The organism is Massilia sp. IC2-476, from assembly GCF_020707295.1.
Lineage (GTDB): Bacteria > Pseudomonadota > Gammaproteobacteria > Burkholderiales > Burkholderiaceae_D > Telluria.
The window spans coordinates 551,023-572,577 of the sequence record NZ_JAJFER010000002.1; the positions used below are offsets into that span (position 1 = coordinate 551,023).

Annotated in this window: 23 protein-coding genes; 6 read left to right on the forward strand and 17 right to left on the reverse strand. The window is 65.3% G+C overall.

Features of this window, described 5'->3' with window-relative positions; all coding sequences use genetic code 11:
- The first annotated feature begins 32 nt into the window (after nt 1–32).
- The 5 genes from infB to LK539_RS07300 all read left to right on the forward strand — a co-directional run bounded on the left by infB (nt 33) and on the right by LK539_RS07300 (nt 7,459).
- Nucleotides 33–2,888, forward strand: a complete 2,856-nt coding sequence (gene infB / locus LK539_RS07280) for a translation initiation factor IF-2 (RefSeq protein WP_227800239.1) — start codon at nt 33–35, stop codon at nt 2,886–2,888.
- Nucleotides 2,889–3,209: 321 nt separating this feature from the next.
- Complete coding sequence (gene rbfA, locus LK539_RS07285) at nt 3,210–3,647, forward strand: 30S ribosome-binding factor RbfA (protein WP_227800240.1); 438 nt, start codon at nt 3,210–3,212, stop codon at nt 3,645–3,647.
- Entirely contained in the window at nt 3,644–4,564 is a 921-nt protein-coding gene (truB, locus tag LK539_RS07290) for a tRNA pseudouridine(55) synthase TruB (protein ID WP_227800241.1), read from the forward strand. The genes rbfA and truB overlap by 4 nt, the downstream gene beginning before the upstream one ends.
- A 302-nt stretch (nt 4,565–4,866) precedes the next feature.
- Complete coding sequence (gene typA / locus LK539_RS07295; RefSeq protein WP_227800242.1) at nt 4,867–6,705, forward strand: translational GTPase TypA; 1,839 nt, start codon at nt 4,867–4,869, stop codon at nt 6,703–6,705.
- A 226-nt stretch (nt 6,706–6,931) separates the two neighbouring features.
- Nucleotides 6,932–7,459, forward strand: a complete 528-nt coding sequence (locus LK539_RS07300) for a porin family protein (protein ID WP_227800243.1) — start codon at nt 6,932–6,934, stop codon at nt 7,457–7,459.
- A gap of 73 nt (nt 7,460–7,532) precedes the next feature.
- Here LK539_RS07300 and LK539_RS07305 read toward each other — a convergent pair whose 3' ends face one another.
- The 12 genes from LK539_RS07305 to flgB all read right to left on the reverse strand — a co-directional run bounded on the left by LK539_RS07305 (nt 7,533) and on the right by flgB (nt 17,352).
- Entirely contained in the window at nt 7,533–8,555 is a 1,023-nt protein-coding gene (locus tag LK539_RS07305) for a hypothetical protein (RefSeq protein WP_227800244.1), read from the reverse strand.
- A 17-nt stretch (nt 8,556–8,572) separates the two neighbouring features.
- The gene (gene flgL, locus LK539_RS07310; RefSeq protein WP_227800245.1) at nt 8,573–9,484 is read right to left on the reverse strand and encodes a flagellar hook-associated protein FlgL; all 912 of its coding nucleotides are present in this window, start codon (nt 9,482–9,484) and stop codon (nt 8,573–8,575) included.
- A 10-nt stretch (nt 9,485–9,494) separates the two neighbouring features.
- Nucleotides 9,495–10,886, reverse strand: coding sequence for a flagellar hook-associated protein FlgK (gene flgK / locus LK539_RS07315; RefSeq protein ID WP_227800246.1), 1,392 nt, complete (start codon nt 10,884–10,886; stop codon nt 9,495–9,497).
- A 99-nt stretch (nt 10,887–10,985) separates the two neighbouring features.
- Entirely contained in the window at nt 10,986–11,342 is a 357-nt protein-coding gene (locus LK539_RS07320; RefSeq protein ID WP_227800247.1) for a rod-binding protein, read from the reverse strand.
- Nucleotides 11,342–12,466, reverse strand: coding sequence for a flagellar basal body P-ring protein FlgI (locus tag LK539_RS07325; protein ID WP_373889519.1), 1,125 nt, complete (start codon nt 12,464–12,466; stop codon nt 11,342–11,344). The genes LK539_RS07320 and LK539_RS07325 overlap by 1 nt, the downstream gene beginning before the upstream one ends.
- 7 nt (nt 12,467–12,473) lie before the next feature.
- Nucleotides 12,474–13,124, reverse strand: coding sequence for a flagellar basal body L-ring protein FlgH (flgH, locus tag LK539_RS07330; RefSeq protein WP_227800248.1), 651 nt, complete (start codon nt 13,122–13,124; stop codon nt 12,474–12,476).
- Between the two features lie 4 nt (nt 13,125–13,128).
- Nucleotides 13,129–13,914 (reverse strand): flagellar basal-body rod protein FlgG, encoded by a 786-nt coding sequence (flgG, locus tag LK539_RS07335; RefSeq protein WP_227800249.1) that lies wholly within the window; start codon nt 13,912–13,914, stop codon nt 13,129–13,131.
- A gap of 25 nt (nt 13,915–13,939) precedes the next feature.
- Complete coding sequence (locus LK539_RS07340; protein WP_227800250.1) at nt 13,940–14,668, reverse strand: flagellar basal body rod protein FlgF; 729 nt, start codon at nt 14,666–14,668, stop codon at nt 13,940–13,942.
- A gap of 15 nt (nt 14,669–14,683) precedes the next feature.
- The gene (locus LK539_RS07345) at nt 14,684–15,874 is read right to left on the reverse strand and encodes a flagellar hook-basal body complex protein (protein WP_227800251.1); all 1,191 of its coding nucleotides are present in this window, start codon (nt 15,872–15,874) and stop codon (nt 14,684–14,686) included.
- Between the two features lie 11 nt (nt 15,875–15,885).
- A complete protein-coding gene (locus LK539_RS07350; protein ID WP_227800252.1) occupies nt 15,886–16,569 on the reverse strand; it encodes a flagellar hook capping FlgD N-terminal domain-containing protein in 684 nt (227 codons plus the stop codon).
- A 4-nt stretch (nt 16,570–16,573) separates the two neighbouring features.
- Nucleotides 16,574–16,978, reverse strand: coding sequence for a flagellar basal body rod protein FlgC (flgC, locus tag LK539_RS07355; RefSeq protein ID WP_227800253.1), 405 nt, complete (start codon nt 16,976–16,978; stop codon nt 16,574–16,576).
- Nucleotides 16,979–16,992: 14 nt separating this feature from the next.
- The gene (gene flgB, locus LK539_RS07360) at nt 16,993–17,352 is read right to left on the reverse strand and encodes a flagellar basal body rod protein FlgB (protein ID WP_227800254.1); all 360 of its coding nucleotides are present in this window, start codon (nt 17,350–17,352) and stop codon (nt 16,993–16,995) included.
- A 216-nt stretch (nt 17,353–17,568) separates the two neighbouring features.
- On the opposite strand from flgB, the gene flgA reads away from it, so the two are divergent.
- Nucleotides 17,569–18,147 (forward strand): flagellar basal body P-ring formation chaperone FlgA, encoded by a 579-nt coding sequence (gene flgA, locus LK539_RS07365; RefSeq protein WP_227800255.1) that lies wholly within the window; start codon nt 17,569–17,571, stop codon nt 18,145–18,147.
- Between the two features lie 38 nt (nt 18,148–18,185).
- On the opposite strand, the gene LK539_RS07370 is transcribed toward flgA, so the two are convergent.
- From LK539_RS07370 to motA, 5 genes are read right to left on the reverse strand one after another with little or no spacing between them, the layout of a single operon-like run.
- Nucleotides 18,186–18,944: a glycoside hydrolase family 73 protein gene (locus LK539_RS07370; protein WP_227800256.1), complete on the reverse strand. Its 759-nt coding sequence runs from the start codon at nt 18,942–18,944 to the stop codon at nt 18,186–18,188.
- The gene (gene flgN, locus LK539_RS07375; protein ID WP_227800257.1) at nt 18,931–19,371 is read right to left on the reverse strand and encodes a flagellar export chaperone FlgN; all 441 of its coding nucleotides are present in this window, start codon (nt 19,369–19,371) and stop codon (nt 18,931–18,933) included. Before flgN ends, LK539_RS07370 begins: the two co-directional genes overlap by 14 nt.
- A complete protein-coding gene (gene flgM / locus LK539_RS07380; protein WP_227800258.1) occupies nt 19,368–19,640 on the reverse strand; it encodes a flagellar biosynthesis anti-sigma factor FlgM in 273 nt (90 codons plus the stop codon). The genes flgN and flgM overlap by 4 nt, the downstream gene beginning before the upstream one ends.
- A 43-nt stretch (nt 19,641–19,683) precedes the next feature.
- Nucleotides 19,684–20,619, reverse strand: a complete 936-nt coding sequence (locus LK539_RS07385; protein WP_227800259.1) for a flagellar motor protein MotB — start codon at nt 20,617–20,619, stop codon at nt 19,684–19,686.
- Between the two features lie 2 nt (nt 20,620–20,621).
- A complete protein-coding gene (gene motA / locus LK539_RS07390) occupies nt 20,622–21,533 on the reverse strand; it encodes a flagellar motor stator protein MotA (protein WP_227800260.1) in 912 nt (303 codons plus the stop codon).
- Between the last annotated feature and the right edge of the window lie 22 nt (nt 21,534–21,555).

The following is a 21,555-nucleotide window of genomic DNA, read 5'->3' on the forward strand; positions in this document are numbered from 1 at the left end:
TCATCTCAGCGACACATAGAAAAGAGGACTGAATGGCGAGTAACAACGTAGCCCAATTTGCCACCGAACTGAAGATGCCCGCAGACCTGCTGCTGACACAGCTGCGCTCGGCCGGCGTCGACAAAAGTTCGACGTCAGATCCCTTGTCGAAAGATGATAAGGACAAGCTGCTGAACCACCTGCGCCGTACCCACGGCGCCTCGGAAACCGGTGAAAAGAAGAAGATCACGGTGACCCGCAAGGAAACCACCGAGATCAAGCAGGCTGACGCGAGCGGCAAGTCGCGCACCATCCAGGTCGAAGTGCGCAAGAAGCGTACCTTCGTGCAGCGTGACGACCTGGTCACCCCGAAAGCCGCCGAGGCTGCCGCTCCCGTCGTCGACGCCGCCGAGCAGGCGCGCCGCGACGAAGACGCGCGCCGCCAGGCCGAGCTGATCGCCCGCCAGGAAGCTGACCTGCGTGAAAAGCAGGAACGCCTGGCCAAGCTGGAAGCGGAAGAGGCTGCACAAGCCAAGGCCGCGGAAGAGCAGGCCAAGCGCGATGCGGAAGAGAAATCGAAGCGCGAAGCCGCCGAAGCCGCTGCCGCGGCCAAGGCCGCTGCGAGCGCCAAGACGGCTGCCGCGCCGGTGTCGGCCGCAGCCGAAGAGGCCGCGCAAGCCGCTGCCGCCGAAGCCAAGAAGCGCTCGGAAGAAGCCGCCAAGGAAGCCGCCGAACGCGCCGCCGCCACCGAGCGCGCACGCAAGGCCGTGGCCGACGAAGTGGCCCAGATCAAGCTCATGATGAGCCAGCCGCGCCGCGTCATCAAGGCGCCGGAACCGGTTGCCAAGCCGGCTGCTCCCGCAGCACCGGCAGGCACCCTGCACAAGCCGGCCGCGTCGGCCGACAAGAAGCCGGGCGAAGCCAAGCCGGGCGACAAGAAGCCGGGCGACAAGAAGTCGATCAAGTCGGCGAATGTCTCCTCGACCTGGTCGGACGACGCCAAGAAGCGTGGCGCACCGGGCGCAGGCAAGGGCCGTGGCGCACCGGCGAGCACGGGCCGTGACGGCTGGCGCGCAGGCGGACGCAGCGGCGGCCGCCGCTCGTCGCACAACGATGACAGCGAATCGAACTTCCAGGCGCCGACCGAGGCGATCGTCAAGGACGTCCACGTGCCGGAAACCATCACCGTGGCCGAACTGGCCCACAAGATGTCGGTGAAGGCCTCGGAAGTCATCAAGCAGCTGATGAAGCTGGGCCAGATGTGCACCATCAACCAGGTGCTGGACCAGGAAACCGCGATGATCCTGGTGGAAGAGATGGGCCACAAGGCCTTCCCGGCCGCCGTGGACGATCCGGAAGCGCTGCTGGCCGACCAGGGCGAGCACGCCGAGTTCGAAGCCAAGCCGCGCGCACCGGTCGTGACCGTCATGGGCCACGTCGACCACGGTAAAACCTCGCTGCTGGACTACATCCGCCGTGCGAAAGTGGCGGCTGGCGAAGCCGGCGGCATTACCCAGCACATCGGTGCATACCACGTGGACACCCCGCGCGGCATGGTCACCTTCCTGGATACCCCGGGTCACGAGGCCTTCACGGCGATGCGTGCCCGCGGTGCGAAAGCGACCGACATCGTCATCCTGGTGGTGGCGGCGGACGACGGCGTGATGCCGCAGACCAAGGAAGCGATCGCCCACGCGAAAGCGGCCGGCGTGCCGCTGGTGGTGGCGATCAACAAGATCGACAAGCCGGGCGCCAATGCCGACCGCGTCACCCAGGAACTGGTGGCCGAAGGCGTGGTGCCGGAAGAATACGGCGGCGATTCGCCGTTCGTTCCGGTGTCGGCCAAGATCGGTACCGGTATCGACGACCTGCTGGAGCAGGTGCTGCTGCAGGCCGAGGTGCTGGAGCTGACCGCTCCGACCGAAGCGCCGGCACGCGGCCTGGTGGTCGAAGCGCGCCTGGACAAGGGCCGTGGTCCGGTTGCCACCATCCTGGTGCAGTCGGGCACCCTGCGCCGCGGCGACGTGGTGCTGGCCGGTTCCTCGTTCGGCCGCGTCCGTGCGATGCTGGACGAGAACGGCAAGTCGGTGACCGAAGCAGGTCCGTCGATCCCGGTCGAGATCCAGGGCCTGACCGAAGTGCCGAGCGCCGGTGAAGAAGCGATGGTGATGGCCGACGAGCGCAAGGCGCGCGAAATCGCCCTGTTCCGTCAAGGCAAGTTCCGCGACGTCAAACTGGCGAAGCAGCAGGCCGCCAAGCTGGAGAACATGTTCGACCAGATGGCCGAAGGCGAAGTCAAGAACCTGCCGCTCATCGTCAAGACCGACGTGCAGGGTTCGCAGGAAGCGCTGGTGGGCTCGCTGCAGAAACTGTCGACCTCGGAAGTGCGCGTCCAGATCGTCCACGCGGCGGTCGGCGGCATCAGCGAGTCGGACGTCAACCTGGCGGTGGCCTCGAAAGCGGTCATCATCGGCTTCAACGCCCGTGCCGATGCATCGGCGCGCAAGGTGGCGGAAGCCAACGGCGTCGACATCCGTTACTACAGCATCATTTACGATGCGATCGACGAGATCAAGACGGCACTGTCGGGCATGCTGGCACCGGAGAAGCGCGAGACCATCACCGGCCAAGTCGAGATTCGCCAGGTCATCCTGGTGTCGAAGGTCGGCGCGATTGCGGGCTGCCTGGTCACCGATGGCGTGGTCAAGCGTACCTCCTCGGTCCGCCTGCTGCGCAACAACATCGTCGTGTGGACCGGCGAGATCGACTCGCTCAAGCGCTTCAAGGACGACGCCAAGGAAGTGCGCGCCGGCCTCGAGTGCGGCCTGTCGCTCAAGAACTACAACGACATCCAGGTTGGCGACACCCTGGAAGTGTTCGAAGTCACCGAAGTGGCGCGTACGCTGTAATTTCGACATTGGGCGTACCATGGGGGCCAGGATGCTTCGCGGCGAATGCCGCGGAGGGCCTGGCCCTTGTTTTTGACGGTTGGGCATGCGGCCTGGCCCTTGACCACTAGCCCGAAGACCGTCGTACCGGCGAAGGCCGGTACCCAATTTCGTTGACCTGCCACTAGCCGGGAACGTAGTCGGTACGCACACAAAATTGGAGCAGACAATGCCAGTGGCATTGTCTGCGCCTACCCCGGGATGACGGTTCTTCGTGTGGTGGTAGAAATCAGGGCCGTCGCAGTTCACATAAATGAGAAGAACAACACAAGCAGCAACATCATGGCAAAACACAGTAAAAGCATCCCCCAGCGCGGCCTGCGCGTCGCCGACCAGATCCAGAAAGACCTGTCGGAACTGATCGCCTTCGAACTGAAGGACCCGCGCGTCGGCATGGTCACCATCAGCGAAGTGAAGCTGACTCCCGACTACGCCCACGCCAAGGTCTACTTCACCCTGCTGAAGGACAGCCCGGAAGAGGTCAAGCAGACCCTCGAGGGCCTGTCGAAAGCCGCCGGCTACCTGCGCAACCTGCTCGGCAAGCGCCTGCACATCCACACGCTTCCCCAGCTGCACTTCGTGCACGACACCTCGACCACGCGTGGTCTGGCGATGTCGGCCCTGATCGACCAGGCCAATGCGGTGCGCGCGGCCGACGCCGACGAAGCGCTCGACACGACGCCGGGCGAGCGCTCGGCTCCGCCGGCGGATTCCGAGTGAACGCACGTCCACCCAGGAAGCCGCGCGACCCGGTCGATGGCGTGCTCCTGCTCGACAAGCCGGTCGGCCTGTCCTCGAACGATGCGCTGATGAAGGCCAAGCGCGTCTTCAATGCGAAGAAGGCCGGCCACACCGGCACCCTCGATCCCTTTGCCACCGGCCTGCTGCCGCTGTGCTTCGGCGAAGCGACCAAGTTCTCGCAGGATTTGCTGGAAGCCGACAAGACCTATGAGGCAACGGTTCACCTCGGCATCATGACCACCACCGGCGACACCGAAGGGGAGGTGATCGAGGAGCGCGAGGTCGACGTCACGCGCGAGCAGATTGAAGCGGCGCTGGCGCGTTTTCGCGGCCCCATCTCCCAGGTCCCGCCCATGTATTCCGCGCTCAAGCGTGACGGCAAGGCGCTGTACGAATACGCGCGCGAAGGCATCACGCTCGAGCGCGAAGCGCGCCCGGTGACCATCCACGGCCTGTCGCTGGTGGACTACCAGGCGCCGCACCTGAAGATCCTGGTGACCTGCAGCAAGGGCACCTATGTGCGCGTGCTGGGCGAAGACATTGGGGCGGCACTCGGCTGCGGCGCCCATCTGAACGCGCTGCGCCGGGTGCAGGTGGGCAGCCTGTCGACCGAGCGCATGATCACGCTGGAAGACCTGCAGGCCCACCCGGACCCGCTGTCGCTGCTGGCGCCGGTCGATGCCTTGCTGTCGAGCTTCCCCTCGGTCGAGCTCACGCTCGAACTGGCCAAGCGTTTCCTGAACGGCCAGCGCCTGGCGCTGGGTAAGGAAGCGGTGACCGTGCCAAGTGAGATGGGCCGGGTGCGCGTCTACCATGAAGGCAAGCTGCTCGGGACGGCCAACCTGCAGGAGTACGCGATCCTGGCGCCTGAGCGCCTGATCGCGGCCGCGCAATAAGCAAGGAAGCATTCGAGACCCGTCGACACGGGTCTTGAATTTTCTTTGTTCGTTCCCATATTGCTCCCTGTATCGGGATCGGCAGCCTCAGGCTGCCCAGCGGCGCCCGGTCCGTCATCCTCCTGCAACACCCTGCCGCTACCATTCGACGGCGGCAAAGCGTCGACATTTCTTCATTTCCTCCTCGCTGCAGCGCAGCAAGGCCGATAACCATGCTATAGTAGCGGGTTACGGAAATCGGTAATGCTCTCGAATCGTCACCGCCTCCATCCATCACGCAACATTCACTGTTGAATACACACATGTCAGACACCAAACGCGCAATTCGTAATATTGCAATCATCGCCCACGTTGACCACGGCAAGACCACCCTGGTCGACCAGCTACTGCGCCAGTCGGGCACCTTCCGTGAAAACCAGGCGGTGGATACCCGCGTGATGGACTCGAACGACCTCGAAAAAGAACGCGGCATCACCATTCTGTCGAAGAACTGCGCGGTCGAATACGAAGGCACCCACATCAACATCGTCGACACCCCGGGCCACGCTGACTTCGGTGGCGAGGTCGAGCGCGTGCTGTCGATGGTGGACTCGGTGCTGCTGCTGGTCGACGCCCAGGAAGGCCCGATGCCGCAGACCCGTTTCGTGACCCGCAAGGCCCTGGCCCTGGGCCTGAAGCCGATCGTCGTCGTCAACAAGATCGACCGTCCGGGCGCGCGCGCCGACTGGGCGATCAACCAGACTTTCGAACTGTTCGACAAGCTGGGCGCCACCGACGAGCAGCTGGACTTCCCGATCGTCTACGCCTCGGGCCTGAACGGCTACGCCGGCATGGACGAGAGCGTGCGCGGCGGCGACATGAAGCCGCTGTTCGACGCCATCCTGAAATACGTGCCGGTGCGTGACGACAACCCGGACGGCCCGCTGCAGATGCAGATCACCTCGCTGGACTACTCGTCCTACGTCGGCAAGATCGGCATCGGCCGCATCAACCGTGGCCGCGTCCGTCCAGGCATGGACGTGCTGGTGGTGAACGGCCAGGACGACAAGAACCCGATCAAGGGCCGCATCAACCAGGTGCTGAACTTCAAGGGCCTGGAGCGCGTGCAGGTGGAAGAAGCCGTCGCCGGCGACATCGTCCTGATCAATGGTATCGAAGACATCGGTATCGGTGTGACCGTGACCGCGGTGGATACCCCGGAAGCGCTGCCGATGCTGACCGTGGACGAGCCGACCCTGACCATGAACTTCATGGTCAACACCTCGCCGCTGGCCGGCCGCGAAGGCAAATTCGTCACCAGCCGCCAGCTGCGCGAGCGCCTCGAGCGCGAACTGAAGGCCAACGTGGCCCTGCGCGTGCTGCCGACCGACGACGACACCATCTTCGAAGTGTCGGGCCGCGGCGAACTGCACCTGACGATTCTGCTGGAAAACATGCGCCGTGAAGGCTTCGAGCTGGCCGTCTCGCGTCCGCGCGTGGTGTTCAAGGAAATCGACGGCGTCAAGTGCGAGCCGTACGAGAACCTGACGGTCGACGTGGAAGAAGTGAACCAGGGCGGCGTGATGGAAGAACTGGGCCGCCGCCGTGGCGACCTGCAGAACATGGAATCGGATGGCAAGGGCCGTGTCCGTCTGGAATACCTGATCCCGGCACGCGGCCTGATCGGCTTCCAGGGCGAATTCATGACCCTGACCCGCGGTACCGGCCTGATGAGCCACGTGTTCCACGAATACGCACCGGTCGACAACACCAAGGGCGACCTGGCCGGCCGCCGCAACGGCGTGCTGATCTCGCAGGACGACGGTGCCGCCGTCGCCTACGCGATCTGGAAGCTGCAGGACCGCGGCCGCATGTTCGTCGAGCACAACACCCCGGTGTACGAAGGCATGATCATCGGCATCCACTCGCGCGACAATGACTTGGTCGTCAACCCGATCAAGGGCAAGCAGCTGACCAACGTGCGTTCGTCGGGTACCGACGAAGCCGTGCGCCTGGTTCCGCCGATCCAGATGTCGCTAGAATACGCCGTCGAGTTCATCGAGGACGACGAGCTGGTCGAGATCACCCCGAAATCGATCCGCCTGCGCAAGCGCTTCCTGAAAGAGCACGAGCGCAAGAAGGCGAGCCGCGAAGGCGCCTAATCGCCCTTGGCTTAACGAAAACCCGCTGCTCGCAGCGGGTTTTTTGCTTTTGACGACAAGTTCCGTTATCGGGCGCACATAAGTGCTGATCTGGTCTTCATTTTTCATCTTGTTACAGTTCTTACCGGCCGTTCGCTTGGGCTAGGCGGTTGCCGGATGCTATTGTTTCAACAACGCGATTCATTGTGAATTGCGAACCAGTTGAAGATATTTGAAGGGAGTACGTATGAAAAAGCTGATGATTGCCTTGATCGCCACTGCCGCCGTTGCCGGCACCGCCCAAGCCCAGAACACGCCGGGCAGCGCCTATGTCGGCGCCAGCGCGGTAACGTCCAAGAACACCACTGTCGATGCCCACAAGGCCGACGGCAAGCTGTTCGGCGGCTATAACTTTACCGAGCAGCTGGGTGTCGAGGCAGGCTGGACCAATCACCACAAGAGCGATTTCGCCAACGGTGGCGTGCGTGGCAGTACTGAAGGCTACGGCACCTATGTCGCTGCCAAGTACACCGTGCCCGTCAACGAGAAAGTGTCGGCCTACGGCAAGGTGGGCGTCTCGCACAACGAGCGCAAGCTGAACACCAACCTGGGTAACATCAAGGACGACGATACCAGCGGCTATGGTGGCCTCGGTGTCGAGTACAAGCTGAACCAGAACGCCTCGCTGGTGGCGGAATATGAGCGCTACGGCAAGACCAAGGACTACGGCGCCCGCGCCAATGTCTGGAGTGCCGGCCTGAAATACGGCTTCTAATCAGGCGCATCCATGAAAAAAGCTCCTGCCGGGGAAACCCGCGCAGGAGCTTTTTTTATTCCAGCAAGACCGGTCAGCGCAGGCCGAGCAGGGCTTGCACCCGGTCGCGGCTGACGCCGACCAGGGCCGAGGTGATCGCCAGCAGCGACTGGTAGTCGTGGCTGGCTGCGGTTGCCGCGAAGTCGCCGGCAATCGCCTGCAGTTCCACTTCCGGAATCGCCTGCTGGGCGGTGTCCGCCATGGCCGCGCTGAGCGCCGAGCTGGCGGCATCCTGGGCCCGGCGCACGCGGGCGAGGGCTTGCAGCACTTCGCGCAGGCTCTGGCGCAGGGCGTCCGGGTTGCCGATGTTCCATTGCTCGGGTGCGAGGGAGGCTGGCTCCTCGACCGTGTCCACACGGCCGCGGCCCGAGATCGCGATCGCATCCTTCATGCCGACCCATTCGGCTTCCGGCGCGCTGAATACCAGCTGCTGGTCCTTGTCGAGCGAGACGCGTACCTTGACCGGCGACAGGGTGCGGTCCAGGCGCGCGGCGATTTCTTCCGGGGTCATGCCCGGCTCGATGGTGGCTGTCAGCTGCGGGCCGCCATTGCTGCCGACCGAGAAGGCATAGGTCTGCTGGCCACCCGACTGCAGGGCCGCCATGTCGAAGCCGCGGATCCGGAAGCGGGTCTGGGCCGGTTGGCCGTCGCTGAAGTCGAGCTGGGCATCGACGCCGCCGCCGGACTGCTTGCGGCGCGCTTCCAGCAGGTTGCCGAGCTGCTGAGAACGGGCTTCGATCTGGCGCGCCGGGTCGGCGCGGCCGGTGATCTTGGCGCTCAGGTCGGCCTTCAGCGCTTCCAGCTGCGAAGCGACGCGTTCGAGATAGTCGAGGGCCTGCTGGGCGCGCGCGACATTGCCCTGGGTGTTGGCGTTCCAACGGATACCGCGCTGGAGCGGGACGGAGGTGGGCGCGGGCGCGTTGGGGGTGACGACGCGGCTGTCGGGGTCGGCCGGCTTGACGGCGGACGTGCGGACCGCTGCCGCGGTCGAGGCCGCGGCGGCGCTGTTGCCGATTGACTGGTTGGCCGGGTTGGCCGGGCGGAGGGCTGCTTCCATTTGAACGTTTTACCGAATTACAACACCGAGAACAGGGACAACTGGCCAATACGGCTGTAGGCCTTGTACGTGGCCTGCAGCGAGGTTTCGTAGCCGACCAGGGCGGTCGCGGCTTCGCCGACATCAAGCGCGCCAATGTCGGTGATCGCCATCTTGTTCGACAGGCTGACGTTTTCGTGATTGGCGTCCAGGGTCTTCATGATGTTCTGCGCGCCGCCAAGGGAAGCCATCTTGCTGGTGACCAGGTTGTGCGCCTCGTCGAAGCCGGCCAGGGCATTGCCTAGTACCAGGCGCACCGCCGGATCGTTGGCCGAGGCGCCAGCCGCCTTCAGCTTGTCGAGGCTCAGGTCGAGGTGGTTCAGCAGCTTTTCGATGCCCTTCAGGTCCTGGTTGGCCGGCTGGGTGATGCCGTTGCCGACCACCACGTCCTGGGTATTCGTGTTACCGACGAACGTGTAGCGCGAACCGAGCGCGGCCCCGGGATTGTACGTGATTGGCGCGGTCTTGGTCAGGGTGCCCGAGAACAGGTAGTTTCCTTCCTGGTCTTTCGCGTTGGCGTTGTAGAACACGCTGTCGCGCAGCGACTCGAGCGGGCTGACCATGGCCTTGAGGTCGTCCGGCACGTTGCCGCCGTCGGAGGCCCAGACCAGCAGGTCGCGGCCCTGCACGATTTCCTTCGCCATGTTGTTCATGTAGCCTTCGATCTTGGTCAGGCCGATCTTGATCGAGGCGATGTTGGCGCGGTACTGCTGCACGGTCGCTTCTTCGCGCGCCAGGCGCGCCAGGCGCACGCTGTCGACCGGGTCGTCCGAAGGCACCAGGATGCGCTTGTTGGCCGCCATCTGCTGGGTCAGCTTGGTGATGCGCTCCTGGTTGACCTGGAGCGACTGGTTCATCGTCGATTGGTACTGGGTGGTGGCGATACGCATGGTTTTTCCTTTAGCCCATCATCGCCAGCGTGGCGTCGAACAGCTGGTTGGCGACAGCGATGACTTTCATGTTCGCCTGGTACATGTTCTGATACTCGACGAGGTTGACGGCTTCCTCGTCCTGGTTGACGCCGCTGGTCGACTGCCAGTCGTCGATCGACTGGGTGCGCACGGTCTGGGTGGTCTTCAGGCCGGCCTTGTTGAGCTGGCTGTCCACGCCGAGCTTGCCGACCAACTGGGCGTCCGCGTCGCTCAGCAGCACGGAACCGATGCTGCCAACCGTGATCGACTGGCTCTTGACGGCGACAAGCTTCTTCAGGTTGCCGGTGTCGCCCGGGTTGCCATCGCCGGAGAAGGCCAGGTCCGAGTACTTGAAGCCGGGGGCGATCTTGAGCATGTCGGCATTGTTGCCCGGGGTGTACACGAACAGGGCTTGGCCCGCGGAGGCGGTGGGAGGCGAACCTGCGGCGCCGTCCGCCTTGTAGCCGAGGACGAGCTGGGCGTTGATCTTGATGCTCATCTGCTCGGCGATATTGCCGATGTCCGTTTGCAGCGGGATCACTTTTTCGGTTTCGTACTTCGTCAGGCCCCCCAGCTGGCCGCCCAGCTTGCCTGCGTCGAGCGCAAAGGTGGAACCGGCGAACGTCAGGCTGAATGCCTGGGGCTTGGTCGTGGTCGCTGCCAGGGTCCCGTGGACGCCGTTCAGCACCAGCGCCTGGCCGGTCTTGAGCGAGACGTTGCGGGTGCCGTCGCCGTTGTCCGAGACTTCCAGCGCCATCTTGCTGGCCAGCTCGTCGATGGCCTGGTCGCGCGCATCGATCATGGCCGATGCGCTCAGGCCGCCGGCCTGGGCTTCGCTGATCTGCGTGTTCAGGCGCGCGATGGTGGCGATCTGAGCGTTGGCCGCGTCGACGATCGCGCTGCGCTGGTTGCGGATCGACTCGAGCTGGGCGTTGAATACGTTGTTCAGGCCGTTGAAGCGTTCCGCCATCAGGTTGGCGGCGGTGAGCACCTGTTCGCGCAGCGGGGTCGAACCCGGCTCGCCGGCGGCCGCATTCAACGCGCCGAAGAACTTGTCGATACCGGCCGACAGGCTGGCGGTGTCGTCGCCCATGACCTGTTCCAGCTGGTTCAGGTAGGGCTGGGCCTGGGAGTAGGAGCCCAGTTCCGCGGCGGCGCGCCACATGGCCTGGCTCTTGTAGTTGTCCGAGAAGCGCAGCAGCGAGCTGGCCTGCACGCCATTGCCCGGCGAGCGAGGATTGGCGTCCGCACCCACGGTAGTGAGCAGGGCGGCCTGGCGGGTATAGCCCTTGGTCTGCAGGTTGGCGATGTTGTGGCTGCTGGTGGTCAGCGCCACCTGGGCGGCCAGGGCGCCCGACAGCGCGTTATTGATGATCGGCATGGTGCGGAATTCTTCCTCGAGCGGGTATACCTGGTAAAGGCGACCGATTATTGCTGTCCATTAAGTTTTTATGCGCAAAGCTTTGCGCACCGGCCGATGTCAGGCCTTGCCGCCGGCCTTAGCGTCGGGAACCAGCTGGCGCAGGATGGCGTCGGCGATGCCGAAGGCGCGCTGACCGGCCATGTTCCCGGCCAGCAGGTCGTCGGCCATATCCTGCATGTCCTGGTTGACCCGGTTGTTGAACACGCTGTCTTCGGCGGCCATGGCGCGGGTCGAGGAGCGCATCTCCTTCAGCATGTGCGAGATGAAGAAGCGCTCGAACTCGACGGCGGCCTTGGTGGCTTTCGCGACGTACGCCCGGTCCGCCGACGCAGGATCGGGCTGGTCGGCGGCGGACGCGACTTTCGTGTCTTCGGCGGCGTTCAGCGGCAGCGGCTGGTTCTGTTCGATTTTCATCAGATCACCACCAGTTCGCCTTCGATCGCGCCGGCCTGGTCCAGCGCCTGCAGGATCGCCATGATGTCATCGGGCGACGCTCCCAGGCTGTTGACCACGTCGATGATGGTCTGCAGCTTGGCGCCGGCCGGCCAGCGGAACATCTGGCCCGAGCCCTGGTCCACCGACAGCTTCGATTCCGGGGTCACCGCGGTCTGGCCGCGCGAGAACGGGCCCGGCTGCGAGACGCGCGAGCTTTCCGAAATGATCACCTTGAGCGAGCCGTGGGTGACGGCGGCCGCCTTCACGCGCAGGCCGTCGGCGATGACGACGGTGCCGGTGCGGGAGTTGAACACGACTTTCGGCGTTTCCACGCCGGCTTCGATCGACAGATTGTTCAGCCTGGCCATGAAGGCCACGCGCTCGGTCGGGTTTTCCGGCGCGATGACTTCGACGCTGGTGCCGTCGGCGGTAGTGGCGATCGGGCCGTACTTGGCATTGATCGCGTTGACCACGTTGGTGGCGGTCTCGAAATGCGGCTGGCGCAGGCGCAGCATCACTTGCGGTCGGGTCGCGAAGTCGCTGGCGATCTCGCGCTCGATCATGGCGCCGTTCGGGATGCGGCCGGTGGTCGGGGTATTCACCGTCACCGAGGAGCCGCTTTTTCCCGTGGCGTTCAGGCCGCCGACCACCAGGTTGCCCTGGGCCAGCGCATAGATTTCATTGTCGGCCGCGCGCAGCTGCGTGAGCAGCAGGGTGCCGCCGCGCAGGCTCTTGGCATCGCCCAGCGAGGACACGGTGACGTCGATCGCCTGGCCGCGGCGGTAGCCCGGCGGGAACACGGCCGAGACCATGACCGCGGCGACGTTCTTGTTCTTGGCGTCTTCGCCTTCCGGCAGGCGCACGCCGAATTGCTTGAGCATGTTGACGACCGACTGGCTGGCGTACTTGACCTGGGTCGAGTCGCCGCTGCCGTTCAGGCCGACCACCAGGCCGTAGCCGACCAGGGGGTTTTCACGCACGCCTTCGACGCTGACCAGGTTGCGCAGGGCCTGCGCGCCGTGCGCGGGCAGGGCGGCGGCGCCAAGCGCGGCCGCGCACAACATGATACGAAAAACGCGGGATGCCTTCGAAAATTGAATCATGTCTTCCTCAGAACGGCATCAACGGGCTGTTGAAGAAGCGCGTCAGCCAGCCCGGCTGGTTGGCATCGGCCAGCGCACCCTTGCCCGAATAGGCGATGCGGGCATTGGCCACGCGCAGCGAGGACACCTGGTTGTCGTTGTCGATGTCCTGGGCGCGGATGAAGCCCTTCAGGCGCACGAATTCCTCGCCCTGGTTCAGCATCAAATTCTTCTCGCCGGCCACGCGCAGCAAGCCATTCGGCAGCACTTCCTGCACGATCACGGTCAGCGCGCCGGACAGGGCGTTCTGCTGGGTGCTGGTGGCGTCGCCTTCGAAATTGCGGTCGGCCGCGATCTCGATGCCGGTCTTCCCAAACGTCTTGCCCAGTGCCCCGATCGGGGCAACCGAGGCCGAAGAGCCTTTCGAGAAGCTGGTGCCGGCGCGCTTGCTGGCCTGGGTGGTTTCCTGGAGGATTACGGTGACCGCGTCGCCCACGCGGTAGGCACGGCTGTCCGAGGTCAGCGACACGGTGTCACCCGTGAACACGCCGCCCGAGACGCCGCGCGACACCATGCGCTGCATCGGCACGTTGTCGTCGTCGTTCGTGACCTGGCGCGGCGGCGCGGAAGCGCAGCCGGCAAGGAGAAGGGCGCCAAGCGCCGCGGTAAGGAATTTCATTGGATTAGCGCGCAGCCTGTGCCAGGTACTGGAGCATGTTGTCGGCGGCCGACAGCACCTTGGTGTTCATCTCGTAGGTGCGCTGGGCGGCGATCATGTCGACCATCTCTTCCACCACCTGCACGTTCGAGCCTTCCAGCGCGCCCTGCTTGAGCTTGCCGAAGCCGCCGTCGCCCGGACGGCCTTCGTTGGCGGTGCCCGACGCAGCGGTTTCCTGGAACAGGTTCTCGCCCAGGGCCAGCAGGCCGGCCGGGTTGACGAAACCCGTCAGGGTCAGCTGGCCCAGCTCAGTTGGAGCGGTGGAACCGGCGACAGTGGCCGAGACCATGCCGTTTTCGCCGATGGTGATCGCGGTGGCGTTCTGCGGCACGGTGATCTGCGGCACCAGCGGCAGGCCCTGGGCATTGGTCAGGGTGCCGTTCGAATCGACCGCCAGCTGGCCGGCGCGGGTGAAGGCCGGTTCGCCGTTCGGGCGGCGCACCTGCAGGAAGCCGGCGCCGTTGATGGCGACGTCCAGCGCCTGGCTGGTGGTCTGCATGTTGCCGTTGGTGAAAATCTTCTGGGTGCCGACGATGCGGGTACCGTTACCGAGCTGGACGCCGTTCGAGATGGTGTTGTCCGCGCTCTGCGCACCCGGCTGGGCGTCGACCTGGTAGAACAGGTCTTCGAACACGACGCGGTCGCGCTTGAAGCCGACGGTGTTGACGTTGGCCAGGTTGTTGGCGATCGCCTGCAGCTTGGCATCCTGTGCCTGCACGCCGGTCTTGCTGATCCACATTGCTGGATTCATGTCTTGCTCCTTGTAGTGTCCGGCGTCAAGCGCCGATCAGGCGGTTGCCCACGTCGTTCATGCTGTCGCTGGCCTTGAACAGCTTCATCTGGATCTCGAAGCTGCGGTTCAGGCTCATCACGGCGACCATCTCTTCCACTGCCGACACGTTGCTGCCCTCGAGGGCGCGGCCGCGCACGCTCACATTCGGGTCCGCCTCGAGCGGATCGCCTTGGCGCGACACGATCAGGCCGGCTTCGTTCTTGGTCAGTTCCGCGCCTTCGGCATTTACCAGACGCAGCTTGTCGACCGGCTGCATCAGGGTGGCGCCTTCGGTCAGCACGGAAATCGTGCCGTCATTGCCGATCTCGACCGCCTGGTGCGGCGGCAGCACGATCGGGCCGCCTTCGCCCAGCAGCGGGTGGCCGTTCACCGACAGCGCGCCGTTGGCGTCGATGGCGATGCTGCCGGCACGGGTATAGGCTTCGCCTTCGCCGTACTGGACCGCCAGGTAGCCGTTGCCGTTGAGGGCGACGTCGAGCGGACGGCCGGTCTCGCGCACCGAACCGGCGCGGGTCGAGATGGTGTCGGCCTGCGTCTTGGCCAGGTGCATGCTGTCATAGCCATAGCCCTGCTGCATGGCCTGGGTGGCAGCCACCTCGAGGTTGGCGCGGAAGCCCGCGGTCTCGATGTTGGCCAGGTTGTTGGCGCGCACCTGCTGGGCCTTCAGGGTGCGCTCGGCGCCGCTGACGGCGGTGAAGATCAGTTTATCCATGCTCTTTGCTCAGGCTTAGAGGGCCTGCATCAGGGCCTGCATCATCTGGTTCTCGGCGGTGATCACCTTCGAGTTGGCCTGGTAGTTGCGCTGCGAGGTCATCAGGCCGACCAGTTCCGAGGTGATGTCGACGTTCGAGCCTTCCAGGGTGCCGGTCGACAGGCCGCCGGCCAGGCCGACGCCCGGTGCGCTGTACAGCGGCGCGCCGGAGGAGTTGTTGGCGACCCAGCTGGTGTCGCTGGTCTGCGACAGGCTGCCTTCGTCCGGGAAGGTGGCGATCGCCAGGGTGCCGACGATCTGCTGCTGTTCGTTGCTGTACTTGGCGATGACCGAGCCGTCGTTGGCCAGCTGTACGCCGACGAAGCTGCCCGAGGCATAGCCGTTGCTACGGTTGGTGGTGTTGGTCGATTCGCCGGCAACGAAGGAGGTGCCGTCGTAGTCGATGGTGAGGTTCACCAGGTCCTTGCCGGCACCCGGGTTGTAGGTCAGCGTCTGGTTGGTGCCCGCTGCCAGCGCGCCCTTGCTGTCGAAGGTCAGGGTCTTGATCGGCGTTGCGAGCGGCGCGCCGCCGTCGAAGGCGTAGTGGACCTCGACGGTGTTGGTGGTTGCGCTCTTGACGAAATACTGCGACATGGTGTGCTGGGTGCCGAGCGAGTCGTAGACCACCGACTGCTTGACCAAGTTGTAGCTCTTGTCGTTGGTGTGGTCGAAGGTGGTAACGGTCGGCACTTTCCAGTCGGAGGACAGGTTGCCGACGTAAGCGATCTTGGTGGTGGCGACGGCCGGGATCTGGCCGGTCGGGATCTTGATGTCGCCCATCACGCCGGCCGTGCCGCCCAGCGCCGCGCCATAGCCCTGCACCCTGCGGCCGGCCGCGTCGACCAGGAAGCCGTCCTTGTTGGCCGAGAAGATGCCGACACGGGTGTACTGCACCACGCCCTGGTCGTCACGGCTGGTGAAGAAGCCGCGGCCCTGGATCATGGCGTCCATGCTGCGGCCGGTGTTGACCAGGCCGCCGTTCTGGGCGATGTTCTGGGTCAGCGACGCGACTTCCACGCCGTTCATCTGGTCGCCGGCCATGACGGAGGCGAAGTTGGCGCGGCTGCTCTTGAAGCCGTAGGTGCCGGCGTTGGCGATGTTGTTCGAAACGGCTTCCAGCTGCTCGTTGATGGCCTGGATGCCGGACAGTGCGATATTGAAGCTCATGTGAATTCCTTTCAGTGTTCCAGGGAGGCCAGGGCGGTTGCCTTGCCGTTGAAGCCCGTGATCATCGACGGGTCGACTTCGCCGATGCCGGCGACCTGCAGCAGGATGCCGCCGCCGGCCGACATGCGTACGCTGTCGAGGCGGCCGGTGATTTCCACCGCCGGTTTGGTGCCGTCCGATGCTTCGGCACTGATGCTGTAGTTGCCCGGGGCCAGGCCAAGCGCCGCCGGATCGATCGTGAAGGCCAGGCTGCCGGCGCCATGGGCGGGCAGGCTGACGCGGTGCTCCTGGCCGCCGACGCTGGTGAGGACCAGGGTGGTGGCGCTGCTGGAACCGCCCAGCTGGATGTTGCCTGACAGTTTGTCGCCGTCCAGGCGCACGCGATTGGTCTCGACCGAGACTTCGCTGCCGACCTGGGCGCCCATCGCCAGCACCTGCAGGCTTTGCAGCACGCTGGCGCTGGCGCTGGTGGTCTGGGCCAGGTTCTGCAGCGCTTCGGTCTGCGACAGCTGCGACAGCTGGTTCACGAACTGGCTCGGGTCCGAAGGCGCGAGCGGGTCCTGGTTGCGGATCTGGGCGACGAGCAGCTTGGTGAACATGTCCTTGTTCTCGCTGGTGGCGACGCCGGTTGCGATCTTGTCGCTGGCCGGGGTGGTCGAGGCCGGGAAGCCGAAAGAGTTAGTGGTGGTGACCATGCGCTCAGCCCTCGCCCATCTTCAGCAGGGAAGCCTGCATGTTCTTGATGCGGCCCATGACTTCGACATTGGTCTCGAAGGCGCGCGACGCAGCCATCATGTCGGCCATCTCGGCCACTTCATTGACGTTGGCGTAGTAGACCATGCCGTCGGCGTCGGCCACCGGATTGTCCGGCTCGTACATCTTGCGCAGCGGCTCGCTCGACTGCACCACGTCCAGCACCTGGACTCTAGCGCCGCCATCCTCGCCCATCACCGAGGCGAACACCGGCTTGCGCGCGCGGTAGCCTTCGGTTTCGGAGCCGGCCACGGCATTGGCGTTGGCCAGGTTGCTGGCGATCGTGTTCAGGCGCACGGTCTGGGCGGCCATGGCAGAACCGGCGATATTCGAAATGTCCTTGAAGCCCATGCTCGGTTTCCTGGTTATTGTCCGTTGATGGCTTTGGCCAGGCCGCGCAGCTTCATGTTGATGAAGGTGAGGCTGGTCTGGAAGTCGGATGCGTTTTGCGAGAACGCGGCCTGCTCGACGCCGATCTCGACGGTGTTACCGTCGGCGCTAGGGTGGAAGGGCACGCGGTACAGCGGGCCGTCGCCCGACAGGGTGGGCTCGCCGGCTTCCGCATCGATCTGCTCCTGCAGGGCAGAGGCGAAGTCGATGTCGCGTGCGGTGTAGCCCGGCGTGCTTTCGTTGGCGATATTGGCGGCAAGCACGCGCGTGCGTTCGGCGCGCAGCTGCAGCGCGTCGGCGTGTACGCCGAGGGCGTCCTTGAAATTAATCGTCATGGCGATCCTCTGTCGGTGTTCGGCAGGTTGTTCGGTAAAATGGGCGCAATTAAATTCGTCGCGACCCTCTATTTAACAATGATTGCTTTCCGTACGGCAACCGTTCTCATTGTATCCTGTCTTTTATCTGCTACAAGTGCTGCTGCGCAATCTATTTCTTTACGGATAGAACAACAAGCCCGTGAACAAATTGACAAACAATTGCTCAGTAGCGGCTTGTCGGACCCGCAAGTCGAGCTCACGGTCGTCAGTACGCGCCCGGCGCCGGCCTGCCGTGCGGAGGTACAGGTCGAGCCGGTCGACACCCGCCAGTTCGCCCGCATGCGCTTCATTGCGCGTTGCCCGGACCCGGGCGGCTGGCGCCACGACTTCGTGGTACGGGCCCGCGTCAGCGCGGTGGTCGCCGTCACTGCTGCCCCGATCAAGGCCGGCGAAGTCCTGGGCAACGAACACCTCACCCTCGAGCGGCGCGACGTGACCATCATGAACGACGCCATCGGCAGCCCCCAGGACGCCCTCGGCCAGACCAGCCGGCGCAGCCTGCGCGCCGGCGAAGTGCTGCGTTCCAGCCAGCTCGCCTCGCCCCAGATGGTGAAGCGGGGCGACCAGGTCCTGATGGTGGCGCGCTACGAAGGCATCGAAGTGAGCATGGCGGGCGAGGCGCTCGACGCCGGCGCGCGTGGCGCCGTGGTCCGGGTGCGCAACAGCGCCAGCGGCCAGGTGGTGCGCATGCGCGTGGCGGGGGCGGGGACGGTGGAGCCGGTCGAGACCCCGCCGGGCATCAGCCGTCCCTGACCCTGGCCGTAGGCCGTAACTCTGGCCACTGGCCAGAGTTACCCCTCAGTGCGCTGTAGTTTGGTAGCCAGCCGTTCCAGCTTGGCCGCATAGGCCGGGTCGGTCGCATAGCCGCCGCGCGCCAGCCCCTGGGCAAAGGCGCGCGCGTCGCTGCCGACGCCGAGGGCGCCCTTGTAGCGCGGATTATCGATCAGCATCTGGGCATAGTCGCGGAAGGCCGCCCCCGCATCCGGATAGGCGCGGAAGCGTTCGCGCGTCTTGATCGCAGCGCCGCCGACATATTCGGTGGTGGCGGAATCGCTCACGGCGCCATCCCAGCTGCCGCCGGCCTTGATGCCGAACAGGTTGTGGCTGGACGCGCCGCCGGCAATCTTCAGCGGACGCTGGCCCCAGCCCGATTCCAGCGCGGCGTGGGCCGACACCAGTTCCGGGGCCACGCCCAGCTGCTGCGCGGCCTGCTGGGCCCAGGGCGCGATACTTTCCAAAAATGCTCGCTGCTCGGGCGTGTTGACGCCGGCGGCCGACAGTTCCTGCGCGGCGTCGACCTCGGCCTCGCCGCTGATGAGACCTGTCGCCCGGGCGCGCCACATGGCGCCTTCCGCAGTCAGTCCGGCGGCGCCGCTGCCCGATTCGCCGGCATCGCCGTTCTGGATGTAGGCGGCGACTTCGCCTTGCACCTCGCCGAACATGCGGCCGAAGCTGCTGCCATCGCCGCCGCCGATGGCGGCGGTGGGGCGGGTGGCCGCGGTCGGCGGGGTCGGCAGCAGGGCAGGGGTGGAGAAATCAGCGTGGCGCATAGGTGTCGTCCTCGCCGTGCAGCACGCGCTGCATCACGGTGTACTGTTCCGCCAGCAGGCTGCCGTTGCGGGTGGTGGCCGCCTTGCAGGCCTGCACGGTGCTTTCCAGGTCGGACCAGGCGGCGGCCAGGGCGCCGCGCGCCGGCTCGGCCAGGCCGGCGATGTAGTCGTCCATGGTGCCGCGCTCACCCAGCAGGGCGCGCACCAGCGAGACGCGCTGCTGGCGCCGCGCTTCCATGGCGTCGAGCAGGGGCGTGAGGCGTTCGGCCAGCCCGGTCAGTTCGCTGCTGCGGTGGCGCAGGGCGGCGTCGAACTGGCGTTCGAGCAGGGCCAGCACCTCGGCGCTGTCGCGCACGTCGGCCTGCACGCCATCGGCGAGCAGCAGATTGGCCTGCTGGCGGGTCAGGCGCGGCTGATTCGCGCTCATCCGCGGCCTCCGTGGAATCGCTGGATCAGGCCGGCCAGGCGGCCGGCGTCGAAGGGCAGTTCGCCCTTGGCGAGCTGGTCGCGCAGTTCGGCCACGCGGGCGGCGTCGAAGTCCGGCATCGCTTTCAGGGCGGCGGCGGCCGGCTGCAGCACTTCCGACTGCAGCGCGGGCGCGGCGGCGCCGGCGGCGGTCGCCTCGGCGGGCGCCTGCACGGTGACGCGCTGGGCGCCGACGCTCACGGTGGAAGTGATCGCGCCAGTGATCTTCATGCGGGGTCCTCGTTTCGATTGAATACTCATTGCATGCCTCGGCTTACTTCGGCAACTGGCTGCGCAGCTTTTCCAGCGCCGCCGCGTCCGGCATTCCGATCGACGCTTCCTTCCCCAGGGGGATGGTGGCGCCCGGCTTGCCGAACATGCTGGCCACCAGGCGCGATTGCCCGCTGGTCAGGATCAACAGTTCGATGCGGCGGTTCATGCCGGCCAGCGGTTCGTCCGCGTCGATCGGCGCACGATCGGCCATGCCGACCACCTGCAGCACGGTCTGGGTGCGCATGCCGCCGCCCAGCAGTTCGGCCCGGGCGGACAGTGCGCGGTCGGTCGACAGCGCCCAGTTCGAATAGCCGCCCTTGTCGGAGCCAGCGAAGCGCGACGAATCCGTATGGCCGACGATCAGCATCTGGTTTTCCATCTGCGCGAACAGCGGGCCCATCTTGCGCAACAGCTTGACGAAGCGGCCGGTGGGCAGGGCGCTGCCGCGCATGAACATGCCCTGGCGGTCGGTATCGTGCAGCATCACGCGCAGGCCGTAGGGCGTCACCACGGTGTCGAGGTTGGCCGCCAGGCCGGCCTCGCGGCTCATCTCGCCCAGCGCCTTCGACAGTGCCGCCAGTTCGCTGGGGGATTCATAGGCCACGCGCGGCTGGCTCGGCGCGCCCGGACCGCTGCTGCCGCCGCTGCCGGCGACCGGCAGCTGGAAGCGTTCGATCAGGCTGCCGCTCGGTTCCGACGCGATATCCGGCTTGTGGCCACCTTCGAGCATACCGCTCTCGGTGACGTCGCGCACGATTTTCTTGAGATTCTGTTGTTCTCGCGAAGCAATCAGCCACAACACTAGAAAGAGTGCCATCAAGGCCAGGCAGAAGTCGGCGAAGGCGACCTTCCAGGCGCCGCCGTGCTCGTCGTGCGCGTGCTTGCCGCCACCGCGCTTGACGATGGTGGCTTCGTGTTTGTCTTTTCCGTTCGACACGATCAGCCTGCCATGCGGTCAGTGTTGCGGCGCCGCTTGTTCTGCGATTCGTCTTCGCCGCCCATGGCGTTGATCCATTGTTCGAGCTGGGCGAAGGAAGGCTTGGTATTCAGCTGGATCAGGCGGCGCCCGGCGTCGATCGCCAGCAGGGCAGGCTTGCCCGCCACGTGGGTGCACAGCACCACCTTCACGGTTTCCATGGTCGAGGCTTCCGAGTTCACCAGCTGCTTCATCATGTTGGCCAGCGGTTCCAGCAGGCCGTAGCAGAAGAAGATGCCGATGAAGGTACCGACCATCGCCGCGCCGATCTTTTCGGCGATCTCGCCGGAGTCGGCGCCGCCCGAGACCGAGAACATCGCCATCACGATGCCCAGCACCGCGGCCAGGATGCCGAAGCCCGGCATCGCTTCGGCGATCTTCTGCAGCGACTTGGCGGGCTGCGTCAGTTCTTCGTGGATGGCTTCCAGTTCCTGCTCCAGCACGCCTTCCAGCTCGTGGGCGTTGATCTTGCCCATGGCCATCAGGCGGAAGTTATCGACGATGAAAGCCAGCAGCTTCGGCTCTTCCAGGATGCGCGGGTAGCGCTGGAACAGCGGGCTTTCACTAGGTGCTTCGACGTGGGCGTCCAGGGCCTTCAGGCCGCCGGCCGCGGTCTGCAGCAGTTCGTACATCAAGAGCAGCAGCTGGCGCTGGAATTCCGAATCGTGCTTCTTGCGCGCCGCCACCTTCTTGAGCTGGTGACCCAGTTCGGCCAGCACGTGCTTCGGGTTGCCGAGCACGAGGGCGCCGAGGGCGGCGCCGCCGATGATCAGGAGCTCGATCGGGTGGAAGATCGCGGAGAAGGTGCCGCCCATCAGGGTGAAGCCCCCGAACACGCACCCGAGCACGATCGCGATACCGAGTAATTGCTGCATGACGTACTGCCTTTCTTGTTGG

Bases quoted from the DNA above. Each gene is read 5' to 3' on its own strand.
- LK539_RS07350 (WP_227800252.1), bottom strand. From the start codon at position 16,569: ATGGTCACCACCACTAACTCTTTCGGCTTCCCGGCCTCGACCACCCCG.
- LK539_RS07345 (WP_227800251.1), bottom strand. From the start codon at position 15,874: ATGAGCTTCAATATCGCACTGTCCGGCATCCAGGCCATCAACGAGCAG.
- LK539_RS07320 (WP_227800247.1), bottom strand. From the start codon at position 11,342: ATGAAAATCGAACAGAACCAGCCGCTGCCGCTGAACGCCGCCGAAGAC.
- flgC (WP_227800253.1), bottom strand. From the start codon at position 16,978: ATGGGCTTCAAGGACATTTCGAATATCGCCGGTTCTGCCATGGCCGCC.
- LK539_RS07300 (WP_227800243.1), top strand. From the start codon at position 6,932: ATGAAAAAGCTGATGATTGCCTTGATCGCCACTGCCGCCGTTGCCGGC.
- flgG (WP_227800249.1), bottom strand. From the start codon at position 13,914: ATGAATCCAGCAATGTGGATCAGCAAGACCGGCGTGCAGGCACAGGAT.
- flgB (WP_227800254.1), bottom strand. From the start codon at position 17,352: ATGACGATTAATTTCAAGGACGCCCTCGGCGTACACGCCGACGCGCTG.
- flgL (WP_227800245.1), bottom strand. From the start codon at position 9,484: ATGCGTATCGCCACCACCCAGTACCAATCGACGATGAACCAGTCGCTC.
- flgH (WP_227800248.1), bottom strand. From the start codon at position 13,124: ATGAAATTCCTTACCGCGGCGCTTGGCGCCCTTCTCCTTGCCGGCTGC.
- flgK (WP_227800246.1), bottom strand. From the start codon at position 10,886: ATGCCGATCATCAATAACGCGCTGTCGGGCGCCCTGGCCGCCCAGGTG.
- rbfA (WP_227800240.1), top strand. From the start codon at position 3,210: ATGGCAAAACACAGTAAAAGCATCCCCCAGCGCGGCCTGCGCGTCGCC.
- flgM (WP_227800258.1), bottom strand. From the start codon at position 19,640: ATGAAGATCACTGGCGCGATCACTTCCACCGTGAGCGTCGGCGCCCAG.
- LK539_RS07340 (WP_227800250.1), bottom strand. From the start codon at position 14,668: ATGGATAAACTGATCTTCACCGCCGTCAGCGGCGCCGAGCGCACCCTG.
- LK539_RS07370 (WP_227800256.1), bottom strand. From the start codon at position 18,944: ATGCGCCACGCTGATTTCTCCACCCCTGCCCTGCTGCCGACCCCGCCG.
- LK539_RS07325 (WP_373889519.1), bottom strand. From the start codon at position 12,466: ATGATTCAATTTTCGAAGGCATCCCGCGTTTTTCGTATCATGTTGTGC.
- motA (WP_227800260.1), bottom strand. From the start codon at position 21,533: ATGCAGCAATTACTCGGTATCGCGATCGTGCTCGGGTGCGTGTTCGGG.
- flgN (WP_227800257.1), bottom strand. From the start codon at position 19,371: ATGAGCGCGAATCAGCCGCGCCTGACCCGCCAGCAGGCCAATCTGCTG.
- typA (WP_227800242.1), top strand. From the start codon at position 4,867: ATGTCAGACACCAAACGCGCAATTCGTAATATTGCAATCATCGCCCAC.
- LK539_RS07305 (WP_227800244.1), bottom strand. From the start codon at position 8,555: ATGGAAGCAGCCCTCCGCCCGGCCAACCCGGCCAACCAGTCAATCGGC.
- infB (WP_227800239.1), top strand. From the start codon at position 33: ATGGCGAGTAACAACGTAGCCCAATTTGCCACCGAACTGAAGATGCCC.